The organism is Ruegeria sp. CI8, assembly GCF_056536865.1.
Genome location: NZ_JBQFQL010000001.1, coordinates 247,906 through 264,190, shown reverse-complemented (window position 1 = coordinate 264,190; position 16,285 = coordinate 247,906). Strand labels below are relative to the sequence as shown.

The window sequence follows — 16,285 nt, the reverse complement described above, 5'->3', positions numbered from 1 at the left end:
GGCGCTGGTCTGGAACTGCCGCTTGAACCCGGCGGACAGTCCCGCTAGGCAAGCCCCATGCAGATCATCCGGGATTTCCAGTTTGTAGACCCAGAAGACCGCGGCGCCAGCGCCGCGATCGGGAATTTCGACGGCGTTCATATTGGCCACCAGTCGGTGATAGATCTGGCCCGGAAGGCATGCCCCGATGCGCCCTTGGGCGTTCTGACCTTCGAGCCGCACCCGCGCGAATATTTCGCCCCGGACGCGCCGCCCTTTCGTCTGATGCGGGGCAATGCGCGCGCGCACCGGCTGGAGAAGTTGGGCGTACAGAAACTCTACGAACTGCCGTTCAACGCCGCGCTCGCCGGGCTGACGCCCGAGGAATTCGCCCGCAACGTGATCTGCCGAGGCTTGGGTCTGGCCCATGTGGTGATCGGGGCCGATTTCTGTTTCGGCAAAGGCCGCAGCGGCACGGCGCAGGACATGGTTCAGTTCGGCCAGCAGATGGGGTTCGGTGTCACCATCGCCCCATTGATGCAGCAGTCCGATCACGTGGTCTCGTCCACCGCGATCCGGCAAGCCCTGAGCGACGGCCGCCCGCGGGACGCGGCGGCCATGCTGGGCCACTGGCACCGGATCGAAGGCGAGGTTATCGGCGGCGAACAGCGCGGCCGCGAATTGGGCTTTCCCACGGCCAATATGTCGATCGAAGGAATCCACCCCCCAAAATTCGGCGTCTACGCGGTTCTGGTCGACGTGCTGGATGGCCCACATGCCGGCAGCTATCACGGTGCGGCCTCGGTCGGGGTGCGGCCGATGTTCCATGGCGAGGTGCCGAATATCGAAACCTTCCTGTTCGACTTCTCCGGCGATCTTTATGGGGCGACCCTCTCGGTAGGTCTGGTCGAATTCCTGCGCCCCGAGATGACCTTTGACGGCCTCGATGCTCTGATCGCCCAGATGACCGAAGACTGCGATCGCGCGCGCAAGATCCTGGCCGCGACATGAGCAAGGATCCGATCGACCGCGCCGGGCTGGCCCCGCGTTTCTGGGAGCGCAAACCCCTGCAGAAGATGAACCCGCGCGAATGGGAAGCCCTGTGCGACGGCTGCGGCAAATGCTGCCTGAACAAGCTTGAAGACGAGGACAGTGGCGAAGTTGCCCTGACCCGTGTCGCCTGCCGGCTGCTGGATGACGCGACCTGCCGCTGCACCCAGTATGACATCCGCCACCAATTCGTACCGGAATGCATCGTCATGCGCCCGGACAACATTCACGAACACGCCTACTGGTTGCCTCAGACCTGCGCCTACCGCCTGTTGTGGGAGGGCAAGCCCCTGTACGATTGGCACCCGTTGCTGTCAGGGTCGCCCGACAGCGTCCACGCCGCCGGCGTTTCGGTTCAAGGGCTTACCGTGTCCGAATTCGAGACGCCCGAGGAAGAGTGGGAAGACTACATTATCGAGGAGCCAACCTGATGCATTTCGCCTCTGACAATTCCGGGCCCGTCCACCCCGAGGTTCTAACCGCGCTGGCCGAGGCCAATCAGGGCTATCAGATGGCCTATGGCGCCGATGACCTGATGAACGAAGTTCGCGACCGGATCCGGGGCATCTTCGAGGCACCCGGGGCGGCGGTCTATCTGGTGGCGACCGGAACGGCGGCAAACTCGCTGGCTCTGGCGACCCTGTCGCAGCCGTGGGAGACCGTATTCTGCTCGCCCGTCGCGCATATTCATGAGGACGAGTGCAACGCGCCCGAATTCTACACCGGCGCCAAGCTGACGCTGGTTCCGGGCGGCGACAAGATGCAGCCGGATGCACTGCGCCGCACCATCGCCGCCGAAGAGACACGCGGCGTGCATGGGCCCCAACGCGGTCCGGTGTCGATCACGCAGGTGACCGAGCGGGGCTCGGTCTATTCGCTGACCGAACTGCGGGCCCTGTGCGGGGTCGCCAAGGAGTTCGGCCTGCCCGTCCACATGGATGGCGCGCGGTTCACCAATGCGCTGGTGGCGCTGAATTGTTCCCCGGCCGAGATGACGTGGAAGGCGGGCGTGGATGCGGTAAGCTTTGGCGGCACCAAGAACGGGCTGATGGGGGTCGAAGCGGTGATCTTCTTCGACGAAAGCAAGGCCTGGGAGTTCGAGTTGCGCCGCAAGCGCGGGGCGCATCTGTTTTCCAAGCACCGGTATCTGTCGGCCCAGATGGCGGCCTATCTGCGCGATGATCTGTGGCTGCGCTCGGCCCGTAAGGCCAACGCCAATTGCGCGCGTCTGGCCGATGGGCTGCGGTCTGCGGGTGCGCAGTTCCTGCATGAACCCCAAGCCAACATCATCTTTGCCAGCTTTCCTCGCAGCCTGCACAGGCGCCTGCACACGGCCGGTGCCGTCTATCACCTGTGGGGCGACCCACTGGACGGCCCGGACGAGGACGAGATGCTGGCCTGCCGGTTCGTCTGCGACTGGTCGACTCCGACCGAAGAAATCGACCGGTTCCTCGCGCTGCTTTAAGCTCTCCAGAATGCGCCGATCTGCGCTGCCGTCTCGCCTGGGTGCGAGATGGGCAGCATGTGCCCTGCCCCCTCGACAACGCTCTGCCGCGCATTGGGCAAGCGGGCGCAGAGCCCGGCATTGACCACGGCCATGATCGGGTGCGAGGCCGATCCATGCAGCAGCAGGATCGGCATTTCGGCCCGTGCCATGGCCGTCGGGGCCAGCAGGTCGGAGGTGTCGCGGAACAGCGGCCCCTCGACCGCGCCGACCACGCCGACGCCCCGGATCATCGCATTTCGGGTCCGCTCCGGCAGGTCCGGCCAGCGCGGGCTGCGGTCGGTCGTGCCCCACATGCGGTTGAACAGGCGGGCGGCCCGGGGCGCGTCGCCTTCGGCAAGGGCAGCCTTGTATGGCTGGGATTCGGCCGCGTGCCGCGTCGCAAGCGCTGGTGCGTCCTGGTGGGCGACCGCGAAGAACACCGGTTCGATCAGAACGGCGCTGCGCACACGGTCCGGGTATTCGATGGCCAGCCGCAGGGCGACCATCGCGCCGAAACTGTGCCCGATCACGTCCATCGGTTCGCTCAACTGCGCCCGCGACAAAGCTGTGGTGAGGTCGAAGAAATCCCCCTGCCCGTCCCAATCCGGACTGCGTCCGTGCGACAGCATGTCGGGTGCGATCAGCGTTGCCTGATCGCCCAAGGCAACGGCCAGACCGGACCACGCACCGGAATGCGCGATCGTGCAATGCAGCGCTAGCACCTTTCGGGCACCCGCCCCAAGAGTGCGAACGTGGACGGGCGGCAGCACGGCCTTGGCCACGGTCAGGCTTTGAGCGTGGCCAGATGCTCGTCCAGATCCACAAGCCGGTCCTGCCCCCAGAACCGCTGATCGTCCTGCGTGATATAGAAAGGCGCGCCGAACACGCCGCGGTCCACCGCCTCTTCGAGGTTGGCCGCATAGGTCTCGGCCCCGACCAGCAGTCCGCTGTCGGCCAGCGCCGGATCAAAGCCCGCCCCGGCCAGACAGTCGCGGATCACGTCGTCCTGCGCGATGTCCTTGTCCTCGGCCCAGCAGGCGCGCAGAAAAGAATGGCAGAGTTTTCCCACATCACCCGACCCATCCTGAATGGCCGCGATGATGGCGTATGAGGACGGCGCCGCGTTGGTCGGCCAATGTGCAGGTTGCAGGTTGAACGGCAGGCCCGTCTTCTTGGCCTGACGCACCAGTTCCTGCGCCCGGTATTCGATGCGCGACGGGTGGCGGTCTTTGGGGGGCACGCCGCCGGTGCGCCCGAACAGCGCAATGATGTCGACCGGCTTGTAGGCGATGGTTGCGCCGTGCTTGGCCGCGATCTCCTCCAGCCGCAGCCCGGCGAGGTAGGAATAGGGCGACAGTGTCGCAAAAAAGTAGTCAATGTCGGCCATGTGCACTTTCTCCACCCAGTTATCTTTGCGGAACCGTAAGGCCATGCTAAGCGGTGTCAACATCACGAATCTGTCACATTGCCACTGCTGCCCGGGGACCTCAGCCGATGCCGACACATCACGAACCCAAGCTTATTGCTGGGAACGCAAACCTTCCGCTTGCCGAAACCATCGCGCGCCGCATGAGCCTGCACCGCGGCGTCAACCAGCGTCTGGTCGATGCGCGTGTCGAACGGTTCAACGATGGCGAGATCTTTGTCGAGGTTTTCGAGAACGTCCGCGGCGAGGACATGTTCATCATCCAGCCCACCTCGAACCCGGCCAATGACAACCTGATGGAGCTACTGATCATCGCCGATGCGCTGCGCCGATCGTCGGCGGCGCGGATCACCGCGGTTATCCCCTATTTCGGATATGCCCGCCAGGATCGCCGCACCAAGGCGCGCACCCCGATCAGCGCCAAGCTTGTGGCCAACATGCTGACCGGTGCCGGGATCGAACGCATCCTGACGATGGACCTGCATGCGGCACAGATCCAAGGGTTTTTCGACATGCCGGTCGACAACCTGTATGCCTCTCCGATCTTTGCGCTGGACGTCAAGGACCAGTTCCGCGACCAGATGGACGATCTGATGGTGGTTTCGCCGGACGTCGGCGGTGTGGCTCGTGCCCGCGAGCTGGCCAAGCGGATCAGCGCTCCTCTGTCGATCGTCGACAAACGGCGTGAAAAAGCCGGGGAAGTGGCCGAGATGACCGTGATCGGCGACGTGAAGGACAAGATCTGCCTGATCGTCGACGACATATGCGACACGGCCGGTACGCTGTGCAAGGCGGCGCAGGTGCTGATAGACAACGGCGCACGCGAGGTTCACTCGTACATCACCCATGGCGTCATGAGCGGCCCGGCTGTTGAACGCGTCTCGAACTCGGTGATGAAATCGCTTGTTTTGACCGACACGATCATGCCGACCGAAGACATCAAGAAGGCCAAGAATATCCGCACGGTGCCGACGGCCCCGATCTTCACACAGGCCATTCTGAACATCTGGCAGGGCACATCAGTGTCGTCGCTGTTCGAAGACAAGACCCTGATCCCGATCTACGAATCCCTGTACCACACAGACTGAAGAAACCGGAAGGCCATTCCCATGACCGCCAACAAACGTCTGGTTCTTTCCAGCGATCACGCTGCCATCGACCTGCGCAAGGAAGTTGCCGCTTTTGCAGCGGCACAAGGCTGGGACGTTATGGATCTCGGCCCTGACAGCCCCGAAAGCACCGATTACCCCAAGCACGGCCAAGCCGCCGCCGAGGCCGTCGTCTCGGGCGAGTGCCAATTGGGCATTGTTCTGTGCGGCACGGGGCAAGGTATCATGATGGCTGCAAACAAGGTTCCCGGCATCCGCTGCGGCGTGTGTTCGGATACGTTCTCCGCCCGCATGATCCGCCAGCACAATGACGCCAACATGCTGTCGATCGGTGCGCGTGTTGTTGGCACTGGATTGGCGCTGGATATTGTCGATGCCTTTCTGAGCACCGAATTCGAAGGCGGCCGGCACGCGAAACGCGTGGCAATGATCGAACCCTAAATCATTACGGAGCGCCCGCTGGGACCGGCGGGTCAGGAGATGTCCCAGTCGTCCTCGTGGGCAACTTCCCCGATCGCGGTCCACGCCACACGGATCCGGGCGATACGGGTGTCCGACCACGTCCGAAATACCGCATCAAAGCCCGTGGTTGTAACATTCTCGGACAGCAGCTCGGCGCGTAAGGCCGATGAGGTATCGACATCCCACAAGGATACTCCAATCTGCACGACGGGCGGGGTGCGGAAGGGTTGGCTGAAGGTGACGGGCCGGCGTCGTTCCCGCGGCCCCTCGCCCGTCCACATGTCTCCACCATCTGCGAATTCCGAGAACAGAACCTCTTCACCTCGGTCAATTCCGATGGGGTGGGTCAAGAATTTCTTCATTGCGCATCAATTCCTATGAATTTCCGCAACTTATCCTGACCTTTCGGCGAAATCACGACAAAAAAACGGCCCCGCAGCAGCAGGGCCGTTTCCAATTCTGACAGTGCATCAGCCGTTACAGGCTCATGTGGGTTCCCAGCGCTTCCATGTCGGCCAGCAGCTTGGCTGCCTCGTCGACAATGGTCTGTTCGCCGTTTTCCTTAGCCGCCTCGTGTGAGGCGCGCGCCTCGGCAATCAGCTCGTCCAGATGGGTGCGGGTCACTTCGTCAACCGGGATGGCCTTTTCAGCCAGCACCGACAGGGCATCTCCGTTGATCTGGGCAAACCCGCCGGTGACCAGGTATTCGCTGGTCCCTTCGGGCGCTTCGACCTTCAGGATGCCCGGACGCAGCGTGGTAATGGTGGGGGCATGATCGGGCATCGCCGTCATGTCCCCGTCCGCACCGGGAATCTGGACCGCGCTGGCCTGAAGCGAAGCAAGGCTCCGCTCCGGGCTGACGAGGTCGAATTGCATCGTGTTTGCCATCGGGGATACTCCTTAGGCAGCAGCTGCGGCCATCTTCTCGGCTTTGGCGATCACTTCGTCGATGCCACCAACCATCAGGAAGGCCGCTTCGGGCAGGTGGTCGAATTCGCCGGCCACGACACGCTCGAACGAGTCGATGGTGACTTCCAGCGGAACCTGCACACCCGGCGAACCGGTGAAGACTTCGGCCACGTCGAACGGCTGCGACAGGAAGCGCTCGATCTTGCGGGCGCGGGCCACGGTCAGCTTGTCCTCTTCCGACAGTTCGTCCATGCCGAGGATGGCGATGATGTCCTGCAGCGACTTGTAGCGCTGGAGGATCTGCTGAACGTCGGTCGCAACCTTGTAGTGACGCTCGCCGACGATGGCGGGGTCAAGCAGACGCGAGGTCGAGTCGAGCGGGTCCACGGCCGGGTAGATACCCTTTTCCGAAATCGCACGGTTCAGAACGGTGGTTGCGTCCAGGTGGGCGAACGAGGTTGCCGGCGCGGGGTCGGTCAGGTCGTCCGCAGGCACGTAGATCGCCTGCACCGAGGTGATCGAGCCCTTCTTGGTCGAAGTGATGCGTTCCTGCAGGGCGCCCATGTCGGTGGCCAGCGTCGGCTGGTAGCCCACCGCCGAAGGAATACGACCCAGCAGAGCCGACACCTCGGAGCCCGCCTGCGTGAAGCGGAAGATGTTGTCGACGAAGAACAGAACGTCGGTACCGGACTGGTCGCGGAACTGCTCGGCCAGGGTCAGGCCGGTCAGAGCAACACGGGCACGCGCCCCCGGAGGCTCGTTCATCTGGCCGTAGACCAGGGCCACCTGGCTTTCCGACAGGTTGTCGGGCTTGATGACGTTCGATTCGATCATCTCGTGGTACAGGTCGTTGCCTTCACGGGTCCGTTCACCGACACCTGCGAACACCGAGAAGCCCGAGTGCACTTTTGCGATGTTGTTGATCAGTTCCATGATCAGAACGGTCTTGCCCACGCCGGCACCGCCGAACAGGCCGATCTTGCCGCCTTTGGCGTAGGGCGCCAGCAGGTCAACCACCTTGATGCCGGTGACCAAAACTTCCGACTCGGTCGATTGTTCGTCGAAGGTCGGCGCGGGCTGGTGGATCGCGCGGGCCTCAGACGCTTCAACCGGACCTTTTTCGTCGATCGGTTCACCGACCACGTTCAGGATGCGGCCCAGGGTGGCGTTGCCAACCGGAACCGAGATCGGTGCGCCGGTGTCAGTCACGGCTTCGCCGCGGACCAGACCTTCGGTCGCGTCCATCGCGATGGTACGGACGGTGTTTTCACCCAGGTGCTGAGCAACTTCCAACACCAGGCGCTTGCCATTGTTGGTAGTTTCCAGCGCGTTCAGAATTTCAGGCAGCTGATCTTCGAAGTGCACGTCGACGACGGCCCCGATGATCTGTGTGACTTTGCCTTTTGCATTCGCCATGTTTCGTCTCCGGTTTGTCTCTACAGCGCTTCGGCGCCGGAAATAATTTCAATCAGCTCGTTGGTGATCACGGCCTGACGCGAGCGGTTGAACTGGATCGTCAGCTTGTCGATCATCTCGCCCGCATTGCGTGTCGCGTTGTCCATCGCGGACATCCGCGCACCCTGTTCAGACGCACCGTTTTCGAGCAGAGCCGAGAAGATCGCTGTCGCGACCCCCTTGGGCAGCAGGTCGGCCAGGATGGCCTCTTCGCTGGGCTCGTAGTCGAAGATGGCACCGCTGTCGTCACCCGTGGCTTCGTCTTCGAACGAGGCGGGGATGACCTGCTGTGCCGTCGGAATCTGGGTCACAACGTTGACGAACTTCGAGTAGAAGATCGTGGCAACATCGAACTCACCCCCGTCAAAGCGGGACAGGATGTCCTTCGCGATGTCCTGCGCGTTGGTGTAACCAATGCGTTTTACTTCGCTCAGGTCGACATGACCGACGAACAGATCGCCCAGATCACGCTTGAGCGCGTCGCGGCCTTTCTTGCCGACGGTCAGAACCTTGACCGTCTTGCCTTTGAGGCGCAGCTCTTCCGCCTTTTGGCGGGCCAGCTTGGCGATGTTCGAGTTGAAGCCGCCACACAGGCCGCGTTCAGCTGTCATCACAACCAGCAGATGGACATCATCACTGCCCGTACCACGGAGCAGCTTGGGGGCGCTGTCGCTGCCCCCGACCGATGCTGCCAGCCCCGCCATCACGGCATTGAACCGCTCGGCATAGGGGCGCGAGGCTTCGGCAGATTCCTGGGCGCGGCGCAGTTTTGCAGCCGCGACCATCTGCATGGCCTTGGTGATCTTGCGGGTCGATTTGACCGACTCGATCCTGTTTTTAAGGTCCTTTAGACTTGGCATCGCCGCGTCTCCTTAAGCGAAGGTTGCGGCGTATTCGTCCAGCGCAGCCTTGATCTTATCGGCAGCCTCGCCCTTGATCTTGGGATCTTCGTCGGTGATCCACTGCAGCAGATCGGCATGCTTGCCGCGCAGATGCGCCAGCAGACCCGCTTCGTAGCGGCCAACGTCCGAAACGTCGATCTTGTCGAGATAGCCGTTGGTGCCAGCGAAGATCACACAGACGATTTCCGCGTTGGTCAGCGGCGAGTACTGCGGCTGCTTCATCAGCTCGGTCAGACGCGCACCGCGGTTCAGCAGCTGCTGGGTTGCGGCGTCGAGGTCCGAACCGAACTGCGCGAATGCAGCCATTTCACGGTACTGAGCCAGTTCCAGTTTCACCGGACCGGCGACCGACTTCATCGCGTTGGTCTGAGCCGACGAACCCACACGCGAAACCGACAGACCGGTGTTCACGGCGGGGCGGATACCCTGGTAGAACAGCTCGGTTTCCAGGAAGATCTGGCCGTCGGTGATCGAGATCACGTTGGTCGGAATAAAGGCCGACACGTCGCCGCCCTGGGTTTCGATGACCGGCAGGGCGGTCAGCGAACCGGCGCCGAAATCTTCGTTCAGCTTGGCCGAACGCTCCAGCAGGCGCGAGTGCAGGTAGAAAACGTCACCCGGATAGGCTTCGCGGCCCGGCGGACGGCGCAGCAGCAGCGACATCTGACGATAGGCGACGGCCTGCTTGGACAGGTCATCATAGATGATCAGAGCGTGGCGGCCGTTGTCGCGGAAGTATTCGGCCATCGCGGTTGCGGCATAAGGTGCCAGGAACTGCATCGGCGCCGGGTCGGACGCGGTTGCGGCCACGACGATCGAGTATTCGATGGCGCCGGATTCTTCCAGTTTCTTCACCAGCTGGGCAACGGTCGAACGCTTCTGGCCGATGGCCACGTAGACGCAGTACAGCTTCTTCGTTTCATCGTCGCCAGCGGCTTCGTTGTAGACCTTCTGGTTCAGGATGGTGTCCAGAGCCACTGCGGTCTTGCCGGTCTGACGGTCGCCGATGATCAGCTCACGCTGGCCACGGCCGATCGGGATCATCGCGTCAACCGACTTAAGGCCGGTCGCCATCGGCTCGTGCACCGACTTACGCGGGATGATGCCCGGCGCCTTAACGTCTGCGACGCCGCGCTGCTTGGCATTGATCGGGCCCTTGCCATCCAGCGGGTTGCCCAGACCGTCAACAACGCGGCCCAGCAGTTCGTCACCAACCGGAACGTCCACGATCGAGTTGGTGCGCTTGACGGTGTCACCTTCCTTGATGTCACGGTCCGAGCCGAAGATCACGACACCGACGTTGTCGGCTTCGAGGTTCAGCGCCATGCCCATGATGCCGCCGGGGAACTCGACCATCTCACCCGCCTGCACATTGTCCAGGCCGTAAACACGGGCAATACCGTCACCGACGCTCAGCACGCGGCCGATTTCGGCCACCTCTGCTTCTTGACCAAAATTCTTGATCTGGTCTTTCAGGATTGCAGAAATCTCTGCGGCTTGGATACCCATTTATCCGACCTCTTTCATTGCATTCTGTAGGGAGTTGAGCTTGGAGCGGATCGAACTGTCGATCATCTGCGAGCCCACTTTGACGACAAGACCACCGATGAGGCTTTCATCGACGGTCGCATTGATGGTCACGTCCTTGCCCACGCGCTCGGACAGTGTCTTGGACAGTTTTTCCAGCTGGGTCTTGGTCAGCGCCTTGGCCGAGGCAACTTCGGCAGTCACTTCGCCGCGCTCGTCAGCCAGCATTTCGCGCAGAACCTTGATCAGCTGCGGCAGCACGAACAGACGGCGCTTCTGCGCCATCAGAGCCAGCGTGTTGCGCATGATCGGGTGCAGGCCCATCTTGTCGGCCACGGCGGTGATGGCCGCCTGCTGGTCGGCCCGGGAGATCAGCGGCGAAAAGATCACCTCGCGCAGGTCCGCGCTTTCACTCAATGCAGCCGAAAGGTCATTGATGCCGGTTTCCAGACCTGCAAGGTCCTTGTTCTCTTTTGCGATCTCGAAGATCGCCGTTGCATAGCGTTTGGCTATGCCCGTGGAAATCGAAGCTGGTTCGGACACGTCCACCCTTCCGATATTTTAGGCCCCGATTTCGCGTGTGGCAGCTGAACCGGGGGCGTGAGGAAACCCCGTCCTGAAAGGGCGGGGATCAAAATCACCGGGGATGTAGCAGAGCCTAAGCCACCTAGCAATATGTTATGCCGGGCTCAGCTTTATCCACAAAATCTTTCTTTTCAATTGGTTACGGAAACTGCGACGGTTTGAACCCATTCGCCGGCGTGAAAAATGTTACCAAGTTGCCTGTTTTAGCGATTCCTGTGGCCTTTTTCCCTCATGTTTCCGGGAATCCCGCGCTTGTGGATGCGCGCCGGTTCACGCCGGCTTCAGCAATCCGTCCAGCGCTTTGATGGGGCGTTTTTCGGCATCCTTGGTCACGCTGCCGCTTGGCGGCCGCACCAGCTTGCTGGCTTCGACCATCAGAACACCACCGGCCATGATGGTCGGGATCCGTTGCCCTGTCTTTTCGATCAACCCACCCGAGCGCAGCCAGAACCGCCGGAACGAGGGCGGCAAGTAAAGCGCGGAACAGTGCATCTCGGGCACGAAATGATGTGCGCGCAGCTGGTTTTCCAACTGGGTTGCCGAATACGGATGTCCGTAGCCAAAGGGCGTGCGGTCCGTTCGGGACCAAAGCCCGGCCCGATTGGGAACGACAAACACCGCCCGGCCGCCCGGCCCCAGAACACGCCAGCATTCTTCAAGAAGTTGACTAGGCCGTTCCGAGGTCTCGAGCCCGTGCATGACCACCAGCTTGTCCACATGACCGGTTTCGATCGGCCACCGGGTTTCCTCGGTCAGCACCGATACGTTCTGCATACCGGCGGGCCAAGGCATCACCCCTTGCGGTCCGGGCATCAGGCCGATGACACGCCGCGCGTCCGCAAGATAAGGGCGCAACAGAGGCACCGCAAATCCGAATCCGGCCACCGTCTGGCCCTTGGCCTCGGGCCACAGTTCGATCAGCCGGCCACGAATGGCAGCCTGCGCTGCACGCCCCAGCGTGCTGCGGTAGTAGAAGTTCCTAAGATCCTGCACATCAAGATGCATTGCAGATACCCGATCGATCGGCTTAGCTGAGCGCAGTCTAGCAACGAAAGGGCAAAAGGCCATGCCTCTTGAGATCGTCACCATCCCCTGTCTCAGCGACAACTATGCTTTTCTGGCACATGACCATGCAAGCGGACAGACAGCCCTGGTCGACGCTCCGGAGGCCGGACCCATTCTGGCCGAATTGACCGCACGCGGCTGGCGCCTGAGCCATGTCCTTCTGACCCATCACCACTGGGATCACGTCGACGGCTTGCCGGGCATCCTCGAGCAGCACCCAGCACAGGTGATTGGTGCGGCGGCCGACGCTCACCGACTTCCTCCCCTCGACAAACAGGTGGCTGACGGTGACCGGTTCGAGATTGGGGGCGAACCCGTCGAGGTTCTGGATGTCTCGGGGCATACGGTGGGACATGTGGCATATTACATGCCCAAAAGCGCGGTGGTGTTCACGGCCGACAGCCTGATGGCGCTGGGATGCGGCCGCTTGTTCGAAGGAGACGCAGCGCAAATGTGGACCTCGCTTTCGAAACTCGCTGCTTTGCCCGACGAGACGTCGGTCTGCTCGGGTCACGAATACACCCAGTCAAACGCACGATTTGCGGTAACCGTTGATCCTGACAACACAGCGCTGCAGCAACGGGTGCATGAGATCGATCAGGCACGGGCAAAGGGTCGCGCGACCGTGCCGTCAAATCTGGGCGTGGAAAAGGCGACCAATCCGTTCCTGCGCGCGACTGATCCCAAGATTCAGGCACAGCTTGGAATGGTGGGGGCTGACCCGGTCGCCGTTTTTGCCGAGATCCGGGGTAGAAAAGACCGCTTCTGATGCCTAATTGGTCTTCTTCACGGCCACGGTCACGTTAAATGTGACTGTCAAGTGAAAGAAAACCCTTGAAGCCGCGCCATGATCAACCAAACTCTAATAGTATGAGGTCATGGTTGGGATGGGGATCCGGCCAATACTCGAACCCCTTCCGGCCCAATACAGAGGAGCACCCGCGTGCCTTCATTCTCGAGCACACTGGAACAAGCCATTCACGCGGCCCTGGCGGCTGCAAACGAACGGCGTCACGAATTCGCAACGCTGGAGCATCTGTTGCTGGCGCTGCTGGAAGAACCCGATGCGGTGCGTGTCATGAAAGCGTGCAGCGTGGATTTGGACGAATTGCGCAGCTCTCTGGTCGAGTTCATCGACGAGGATCTGTCCAATCTGGTGACAGACATCGACGGGTCCGAAGCCGTACCGACAGCAGCGTTCCAGCGTGTTATCCAGCGCGCTGCGATCCATGTGCAAAGCTCGGGCCGGACCGAGGTGACCGGGGCGAATGTTCTGGTGGCCATCTTTGCCGAACGGGAAAGCAACGCTGCATATTTCCTGCAAGAGCAGGACATGACGCGGTATGACGCGGTGAATTTCATCGCCCACGGCGTCGCCAAAGACCCGGCGTTTGGTGAAAATCGTCCGGTGACCGGCGCCGATCAGGGTGAAGAGGAAGCGCAGAACGCCTCCGGTGACGCCGACCAGAAGGAAAGCGCGTTGGGCAAGTATTGCGTGGACCTGAACGCCAAATCCCGCGCCGGCGACGTCGATCCGCTGATCGGTCGCGCCGACGAGGTCGAGCGCTGCATCCAGGTTCTGTGCCGCCGCCGTAAGAACAACCCGCTGCTGGTGGGTGATCCGGGCGTGGGCAAGACGGCGATTGCCGAAGGCTTGGCCTATAAGATCGTCCAAGGCGACGCGCCAGACGTTCTGGCCAACACCACCATCTATTCGCTGGACATGGGCGCATTGCTGGCCGGCACGCGCTATCGCGGCGACTTCGAAGAGCGGCTCAAGGCCGTGGTGACCGAGCTTGAGGATCACCCAGACGCCGTGCTGTTCATTGATGAGATTCACACCGTGATCGGTGCGGGTGCAACTTCGGGCGGCGCCATGGATGCCTCGAACCTGCTGAAACCTGCGTTGCAGGGCGGCAAGCTGCGCACCATGGGTTCGACCACCTACAAGGAGTTCCGCCAGCACTTCGAGAAGGACCGCGCGCTGTCGCGTCGGTTCCAGAAGATCGACGTGAACGAGCCTTCGGTCGAGGACAGCGTGAAGATCCTGCGCGGTCTCAAGCCCTATTTCGAAGAGCATCACGACATCAAATACACCGCCGACGCGATCAAGACCGCGGTCGAGCTGTCTGCGCGTTACATCAACGACCGCAAACTGCCTGATAAGGCGATCGACGTGATCGACGAGGCCGGTGCGGCCCAGCATCTTGTGGCCGAAAGCAAGCGGCGCAAGACCATCGGCGTCAAGGAGATCGAGGCCGTGGTGGCCAAGATCGCGCGCATTCCGCCGAAGAATGTCACCAAGGACGATGCCGAGGTTCTGAAGGACCTTGAGAACTCGTTGAAACGGGTGGTGTTCGGGCAGGACCAGGCAATCGAGGCTCTGTCCAGCGCAATCAAGCTGGCACGGGCCGGTCTGCGCGAGCCGGAAAAACCGATCGGAAACTACCTGTTCGCCGGCCCGACCGGTGTGGGCAAAACCGAGGTCGCCAAGCAACTGGCCGATACACTCGGCGTGGAACTGCTGCGCTTCGACATGTCGGAATACATGGAGAAACACGCGGTCAGCCGTCTGATCGGTGCGCCTCCGGGCTATGTCGGCTTCGATCAGGGCGGACTGCTGACTGACGGCGTTGACCAGCACCCGCATTGCGTGCTGCTGCTGGACGAGATCGAGAAGGCGCACCCGGATGTGTTCAACATCCTGCTGCAGGTGATGGACCACGGCGAGCTGACCGATCACAACGGCCGGACGGTGAACTTCCGCAACGTGGTGTTGATCATGACCTCGAACGCGGGCGCGCAGGAACAGGCCAAGGCCGCTATCGGCTTTGCCCGCGACCGGCGTGAGGGTGAAGATACCGCCGCAATCGAACGGATGTTCACCCCTGAATTCCGCAACCGTCTGGACGCGGTGATCTCGTTCGCCCCGCTGCCGAAAGAGGTCATCCTGCAGGTGGTCGAGAAGTTCGTCCTGCAGCTTGAGGCGCAGTTGCTGGATCGTGGCGTTACCATCGACCTGACCCCGAAAGCTGCCGAGTGGCTGGCCGACAAGGGTTATGACGACAAGATGGGCGCACGGCCTCTGGGCCGGGTCATCCAGGAGCACATCAAGAAACCGTTGGCCGAAGAACTGCTGTTCGGAAAGCTGGCCAAGGGCGGTGTTGTGCGGGTCTCGGTCAAGAGAGGCGATCTGGATCTCGAGATTATCGGCCCCGACAATCCGCGGATCTCGGGCGACAAGCCGCCGCTGCTGACCGCGGACTAGACCTCGGTTCAATCAAACAAATCTCGTCGCCCGGCAGCCGGTTCTGCCGGGCGATTTCGTGAGTGGCCGCCCCCTCTCCCGCCAGTATTCGCCAAAAAGACAGTTCCCAGCGACGGAAACCGCTGCGCGCCACGTTTCAGACCAAAGCCTTTGGAGTGGAGCAGCGCAGTGTCCATAAAAATCGCCGTCATATGGAGCATCGCCTTCGCGGCCTCGGTCGTCGGCGTAATCGCCTCTGCCCAGCATCGGTTTCGCTTTCATGACGAAACCCATGCCCAACCGTTGAACCTGGAACCGGCGACCGTCGACCCAGGCGTCAACAGGTCAGAGATCACCGAAGAAGGCCGCGCCTTGTCGATTACCAGCAATGGCATCCCCAATCATCTGGTCGGCCGCTTTCCGAACAACGGCAACCCCCATCAAATCGCCGAGCAGTCGGTCAAGTTGAACCTGCCGGCCGTTCCGAGGGCGACTGCAACCCCGACGCCTCTGCGCATGGGGTGGAACTTTGGCGTGACTCTGACTGGGGTCGTCTTTGACCCACTGGCCGCTGAATTCTGGCACGGCGATCCCCGGTCGGGCTGGTCCTACAATGCCTTGGGTGGTGCGATCGCCCTTGGGCTCGATGCCAATTTCGCACATGTCCAACCAAACGGAAAATATCACTACCACGGGGTTCCGACCGGCCTTATCGAAATGCAGGGCTGGTCACCGAAAGAACACTCTCCGTTGATCGGGTATGCAGCGGACGGGTTTCCGATTTACGCCCGAACCGGTTCGGTAGGCGGCAAGGTCACGCAAATGACCTCTTCCTACCGGCTGAAGGCCGGACAGCGCCCGGGCGGCGCCGCTCCTGACGGACGACATGATGGAACGTTCAACGAAGACTACGAGTTCGTGGCAGGACTTGGAACGCTCGATGAATGCAATGGCGCCATGACCGTTTCGACCGAGTTTCCTTCGGGCACCTACGCGTATTTTCTGACCGATGACTACCCGGTTGTTCCACGCTGTTTTGCGGGCACACCCGATCCCAGCTTCCGCTTCGGGCCGCGCTGACAC

17 protein-coding genes are annotated in these 16,285 nt (G+C 61.7%); 8 read left to right on the top strand and 9 right to left on the bottom strand.

Going from position 1 to position 16,285, the window contains the following annotated elements; all coding sequences use genetic code 11:
• Window positions 1-57 precede the first annotated feature (57 nt).
• From ACR0DA_RS01260 to ACR0DA_RS01250, 3 genes are read left to right on the top strand one after another with little or no spacing between them, the layout of a single operon-like run.
• The gene (locus ACR0DA_RS01260) at window positions 58-990 is read left to right on the top strand and encodes a bifunctional riboflavin kinase/FAD synthetase (protein WP_480752692.1); all 933 of its coding nucleotides are present in this window, start codon (window positions 58-60) and stop codon (window positions 988-990) included.
• Entirely contained in the window at window positions 987-1,460 is a 474-nt protein-coding gene (locus ACR0DA_RS01255) for a YcgN family cysteine cluster protein (protein WP_170340543.1), read from the top strand. Before ACR0DA_RS01260 ends, ACR0DA_RS01255 begins: the two co-directional genes overlap by 4 nt.
• A complete protein-coding gene (locus ACR0DA_RS01250; RefSeq protein WP_480752690.1) occupies window positions 1,460-2,494 on the top strand; it encodes a threonine aldolase family protein in 1,035 nt (344 codons plus the stop codon). The genes ACR0DA_RS01255 and ACR0DA_RS01250 overlap by 1 nt, the downstream gene beginning before the upstream one ends.
• Here ACR0DA_RS01250 and ACR0DA_RS01245 read toward each other — a convergent pair.
• Both ACR0DA_RS01245 and ACR0DA_RS01240 read right to left on the bottom strand, forming a co-directional pair.
• Window positions 2,491-3,237 carry an alpha/beta fold hydrolase gene (locus ACR0DA_RS01245; protein ID WP_480752688.1) on the bottom strand — a complete coding sequence of 249 codons (747 nt, stop codon included), beginning with the start codon at window positions 3,235-3,237 and terminating at the stop codon, window positions 2,491-2,493. The genes ACR0DA_RS01250 and ACR0DA_RS01245 overlap by 4 nt on opposite strands.
• Before the next feature lie 62 nt (window positions 3,238-3,299).
• Complete coding sequence (locus ACR0DA_RS01240) at window positions 3,300-3,902, bottom strand: 2-hydroxychromene-2-carboxylate isomerase (RefSeq protein ID WP_170444569.1); 603 nt, start codon at window positions 3,900-3,902, stop codon at window positions 3,300-3,302.
• Window positions 3,903-4,009: 107 nt separating this feature from the next.
• On the opposite strand from ACR0DA_RS01240, the gene ACR0DA_RS01235 reads away from it, so the two are divergent.
• On the top strand, window positions 4,010-5,029 hold the full coding sequence (locus ACR0DA_RS01235; RefSeq protein ID WP_093964640.1) for a ribose-phosphate pyrophosphokinase: 1,020 nt from the start codon (window positions 4,010-4,012) through the stop codon (window positions 5,027-5,029).
• Between the two features lie 21 nt (window positions 5,030-5,050).
• A complete protein-coding gene (gene rpiB / locus ACR0DA_RS01230; protein ID WP_170420256.1) occupies window positions 5,051-5,491 on the top strand; it encodes a ribose 5-phosphate isomerase B in 441 nt (146 codons plus the stop codon).
• Window positions 5,492-5,523: 32 nt separating this feature from the next.
• Here rpiB and ACR0DA_RS01225 read toward each other — a convergent pair whose 3' ends face one another.
• From ACR0DA_RS01225 to ACR0DA_RS01195, 7 genes are all read right to left on the bottom strand, one after another.
• A complete protein-coding gene (locus tag ACR0DA_RS01225; RefSeq protein WP_093964638.1) occupies window positions 5,524-5,874 on the bottom strand; it encodes an H-type lectin domain-containing protein in 351 nt (116 codons plus the stop codon).
• Window positions 5,875-5,989: 115 nt separating this feature from the next.
• Window positions 5,990-6,400 carry a F0F1 ATP synthase subunit epsilon gene (locus ACR0DA_RS01220; protein WP_170365421.1) on the bottom strand — a complete coding sequence of 137 codons (411 nt, stop codon included), beginning with the start codon at window positions 6,398-6,400 and terminating at the stop codon, window positions 5,990-5,992.
• Window positions 6,401-6,412: 12 nt separating this feature from the next.
• Window positions 6,413-7,837 carry a F0F1 ATP synthase subunit beta gene (gene atpD / locus ACR0DA_RS01215; protein WP_170357123.1) on the bottom strand — a complete coding sequence of 475 codons (1,425 nt, stop codon included), beginning with the start codon at window positions 7,835-7,837 and terminating at the stop codon, window positions 6,413-6,415.
• Between the two features lie 20 nt (window positions 7,838-7,857).
• Window positions 7,858-8,736: a F0F1 ATP synthase subunit gamma gene (locus tag ACR0DA_RS01210; protein ID WP_170357122.1), complete on the bottom strand. Its 879-nt coding sequence runs from the start codon at window positions 8,734-8,736 to the stop codon at window positions 7,858-7,860.
• A 12-nt stretch (window positions 8,737-8,748) separates the two neighbouring features.
• Entirely contained in the window at window positions 8,749-10,287 is a 1,539-nt protein-coding gene (gene atpA, locus ACR0DA_RS01205; RefSeq protein ID WP_480752686.1) for a F0F1 ATP synthase subunit alpha, read from the bottom strand.
• Window positions 10,288-10,848 carry a F0F1 ATP synthase subunit delta gene (locus ACR0DA_RS01200; protein WP_480752685.1) on the bottom strand — a complete coding sequence of 187 codons (561 nt, stop codon included), beginning with the start codon at window positions 10,846-10,848 and terminating at the stop codon, window positions 10,288-10,290. It lies immediately after the preceding gene.
• Window positions 10,849-11,160: 312 nt separating this feature from the next.
• Window positions 11,161-11,895 (bottom strand): class I SAM-dependent methyltransferase, encoded by a 735-nt coding sequence (locus tag ACR0DA_RS01195; protein WP_170339950.1) that lies wholly within the window; start codon window positions 11,893-11,895, stop codon window positions 11,161-11,163.
• Window positions 11,896-11,956: 61 nt separating this feature from the next.
• Here ACR0DA_RS01195 and gloB point away from each other — a divergent pair, with 61 nt between their 5' ends.
• The 3 genes from gloB (at window position 11,957) to ACR0DA_RS01180 (ending at window position 16,282) form a co-directional block, all read left to right on the top strand.
• The gene (gene gloB / locus ACR0DA_RS01190) at window positions 11,957-12,724 is read left to right on the top strand and encodes a hydroxyacylglutathione hydrolase (RefSeq protein WP_480752684.1); all 768 of its coding nucleotides are present in this window, start codon (window positions 11,957-11,959) and stop codon (window positions 12,722-12,724) included.
• A gap of 174 nt (window positions 12,725-12,898) precedes the next feature.
• Window positions 12,899-15,223, top strand: coding sequence for an ATP-dependent Clp protease ATP-binding subunit ClpA (gene clpA / locus ACR0DA_RS01185; protein ID WP_170357119.1), 2,325 nt, complete (start codon window positions 12,899-12,901; stop codon window positions 15,221-15,223).
• Window positions 15,224-15,391: 168 nt separating this feature from the next.
• On the top strand, window positions 15,392-16,282 hold the full coding sequence (locus ACR0DA_RS01180) for a YHYH protein (protein WP_480752682.1): 891 nt from the start codon (window positions 15,392-15,394) through the stop codon (window positions 16,280-16,282).
• Window positions 16,283-16,285 lie beyond the last annotated feature (3 nt).

Excerpts from the sequence above, each read along its gene's own strand:
- ACR0DA_RS01260 (WP_480752692.1), top strand. The coding sequence starts at position 58 with ATGCAGATCATCCGGGATTTCCAGTTTGTAGACCCAGAAGACCGCGGC.
- ACR0DA_RS01255 (WP_170340543.1), top strand. The coding sequence starts at position 987 with ATGAGCAAGGATCCGATCGACCGCGCCGGGCTGGCCCCGCGTTTCTGG.
- ACR0DA_RS01250 (WP_480752690.1), top strand. The coding sequence starts at position 1,460 with ATGCATTTCGCCTCTGACAATTCCGGGCCCGTCCACCCCGAGGTTCTA.
- ACR0DA_RS01240 (WP_170444569.1), bottom strand. The coding sequence starts at position 3,902 with ATGGCCGACATTGACTACTTTTTTGCGACACTGTCGCCCTATTCCTAC.
- ACR0DA_RS01235 (WP_093964640.1), top strand. The coding sequence starts at position 4,010 with ATGCCGACACATCACGAACCCAAGCTTATTGCTGGGAACGCAAACCTT.
- rpiB (WP_170420256.1), top strand. The coding sequence starts at position 5,051 with ATGACCGCCAACAAACGTCTGGTTCTTTCCAGCGATCACGCTGCCATC.
- ACR0DA_RS01225 (WP_093964638.1), bottom strand. The coding sequence starts at position 5,874 with ATGAAGAAATTCTTGACCCACCCCATCGGAATTGACCGAGGTGAAGAG.
- ACR0DA_RS01220 (WP_170365421.1), bottom strand. The coding sequence starts at position 6,400 with ATGGCAAACACGATGCAATTCGACCTCGTCAGCCCGGAGCGGAGCCTT.
- atpD (WP_170357123.1), bottom strand. The coding sequence starts at position 7,837 with ATGGCGAATGCAAAAGGCAAAGTCACACAGATCATCGGGGCCGTCGTC.
- ACR0DA_RS01210 (WP_170357122.1), bottom strand. The coding sequence starts at position 8,736 with ATGCCAAGTCTAAAGGACCTTAAAAACAGGATCGAGTCGGTCAAATCG.
- atpA (WP_480752686.1), bottom strand. The coding sequence starts at position 10,287 with ATGGGTATCCAAGCCGCAGAGATTTCTGCAATCCTGAAAGACCAGATC.
- ACR0DA_RS01195 (WP_170339950.1), bottom strand. The coding sequence starts at position 11,895 with ATGCATCTTGATGTGCAGGATCTTAGGAACTTCTACTACCGCAGCACG.
- gloB (WP_480752684.1), top strand. The coding sequence starts at position 11,957 with ATGCCTCTTGAGATCGTCACCATCCCCTGTCTCAGCGACAACTATGCT.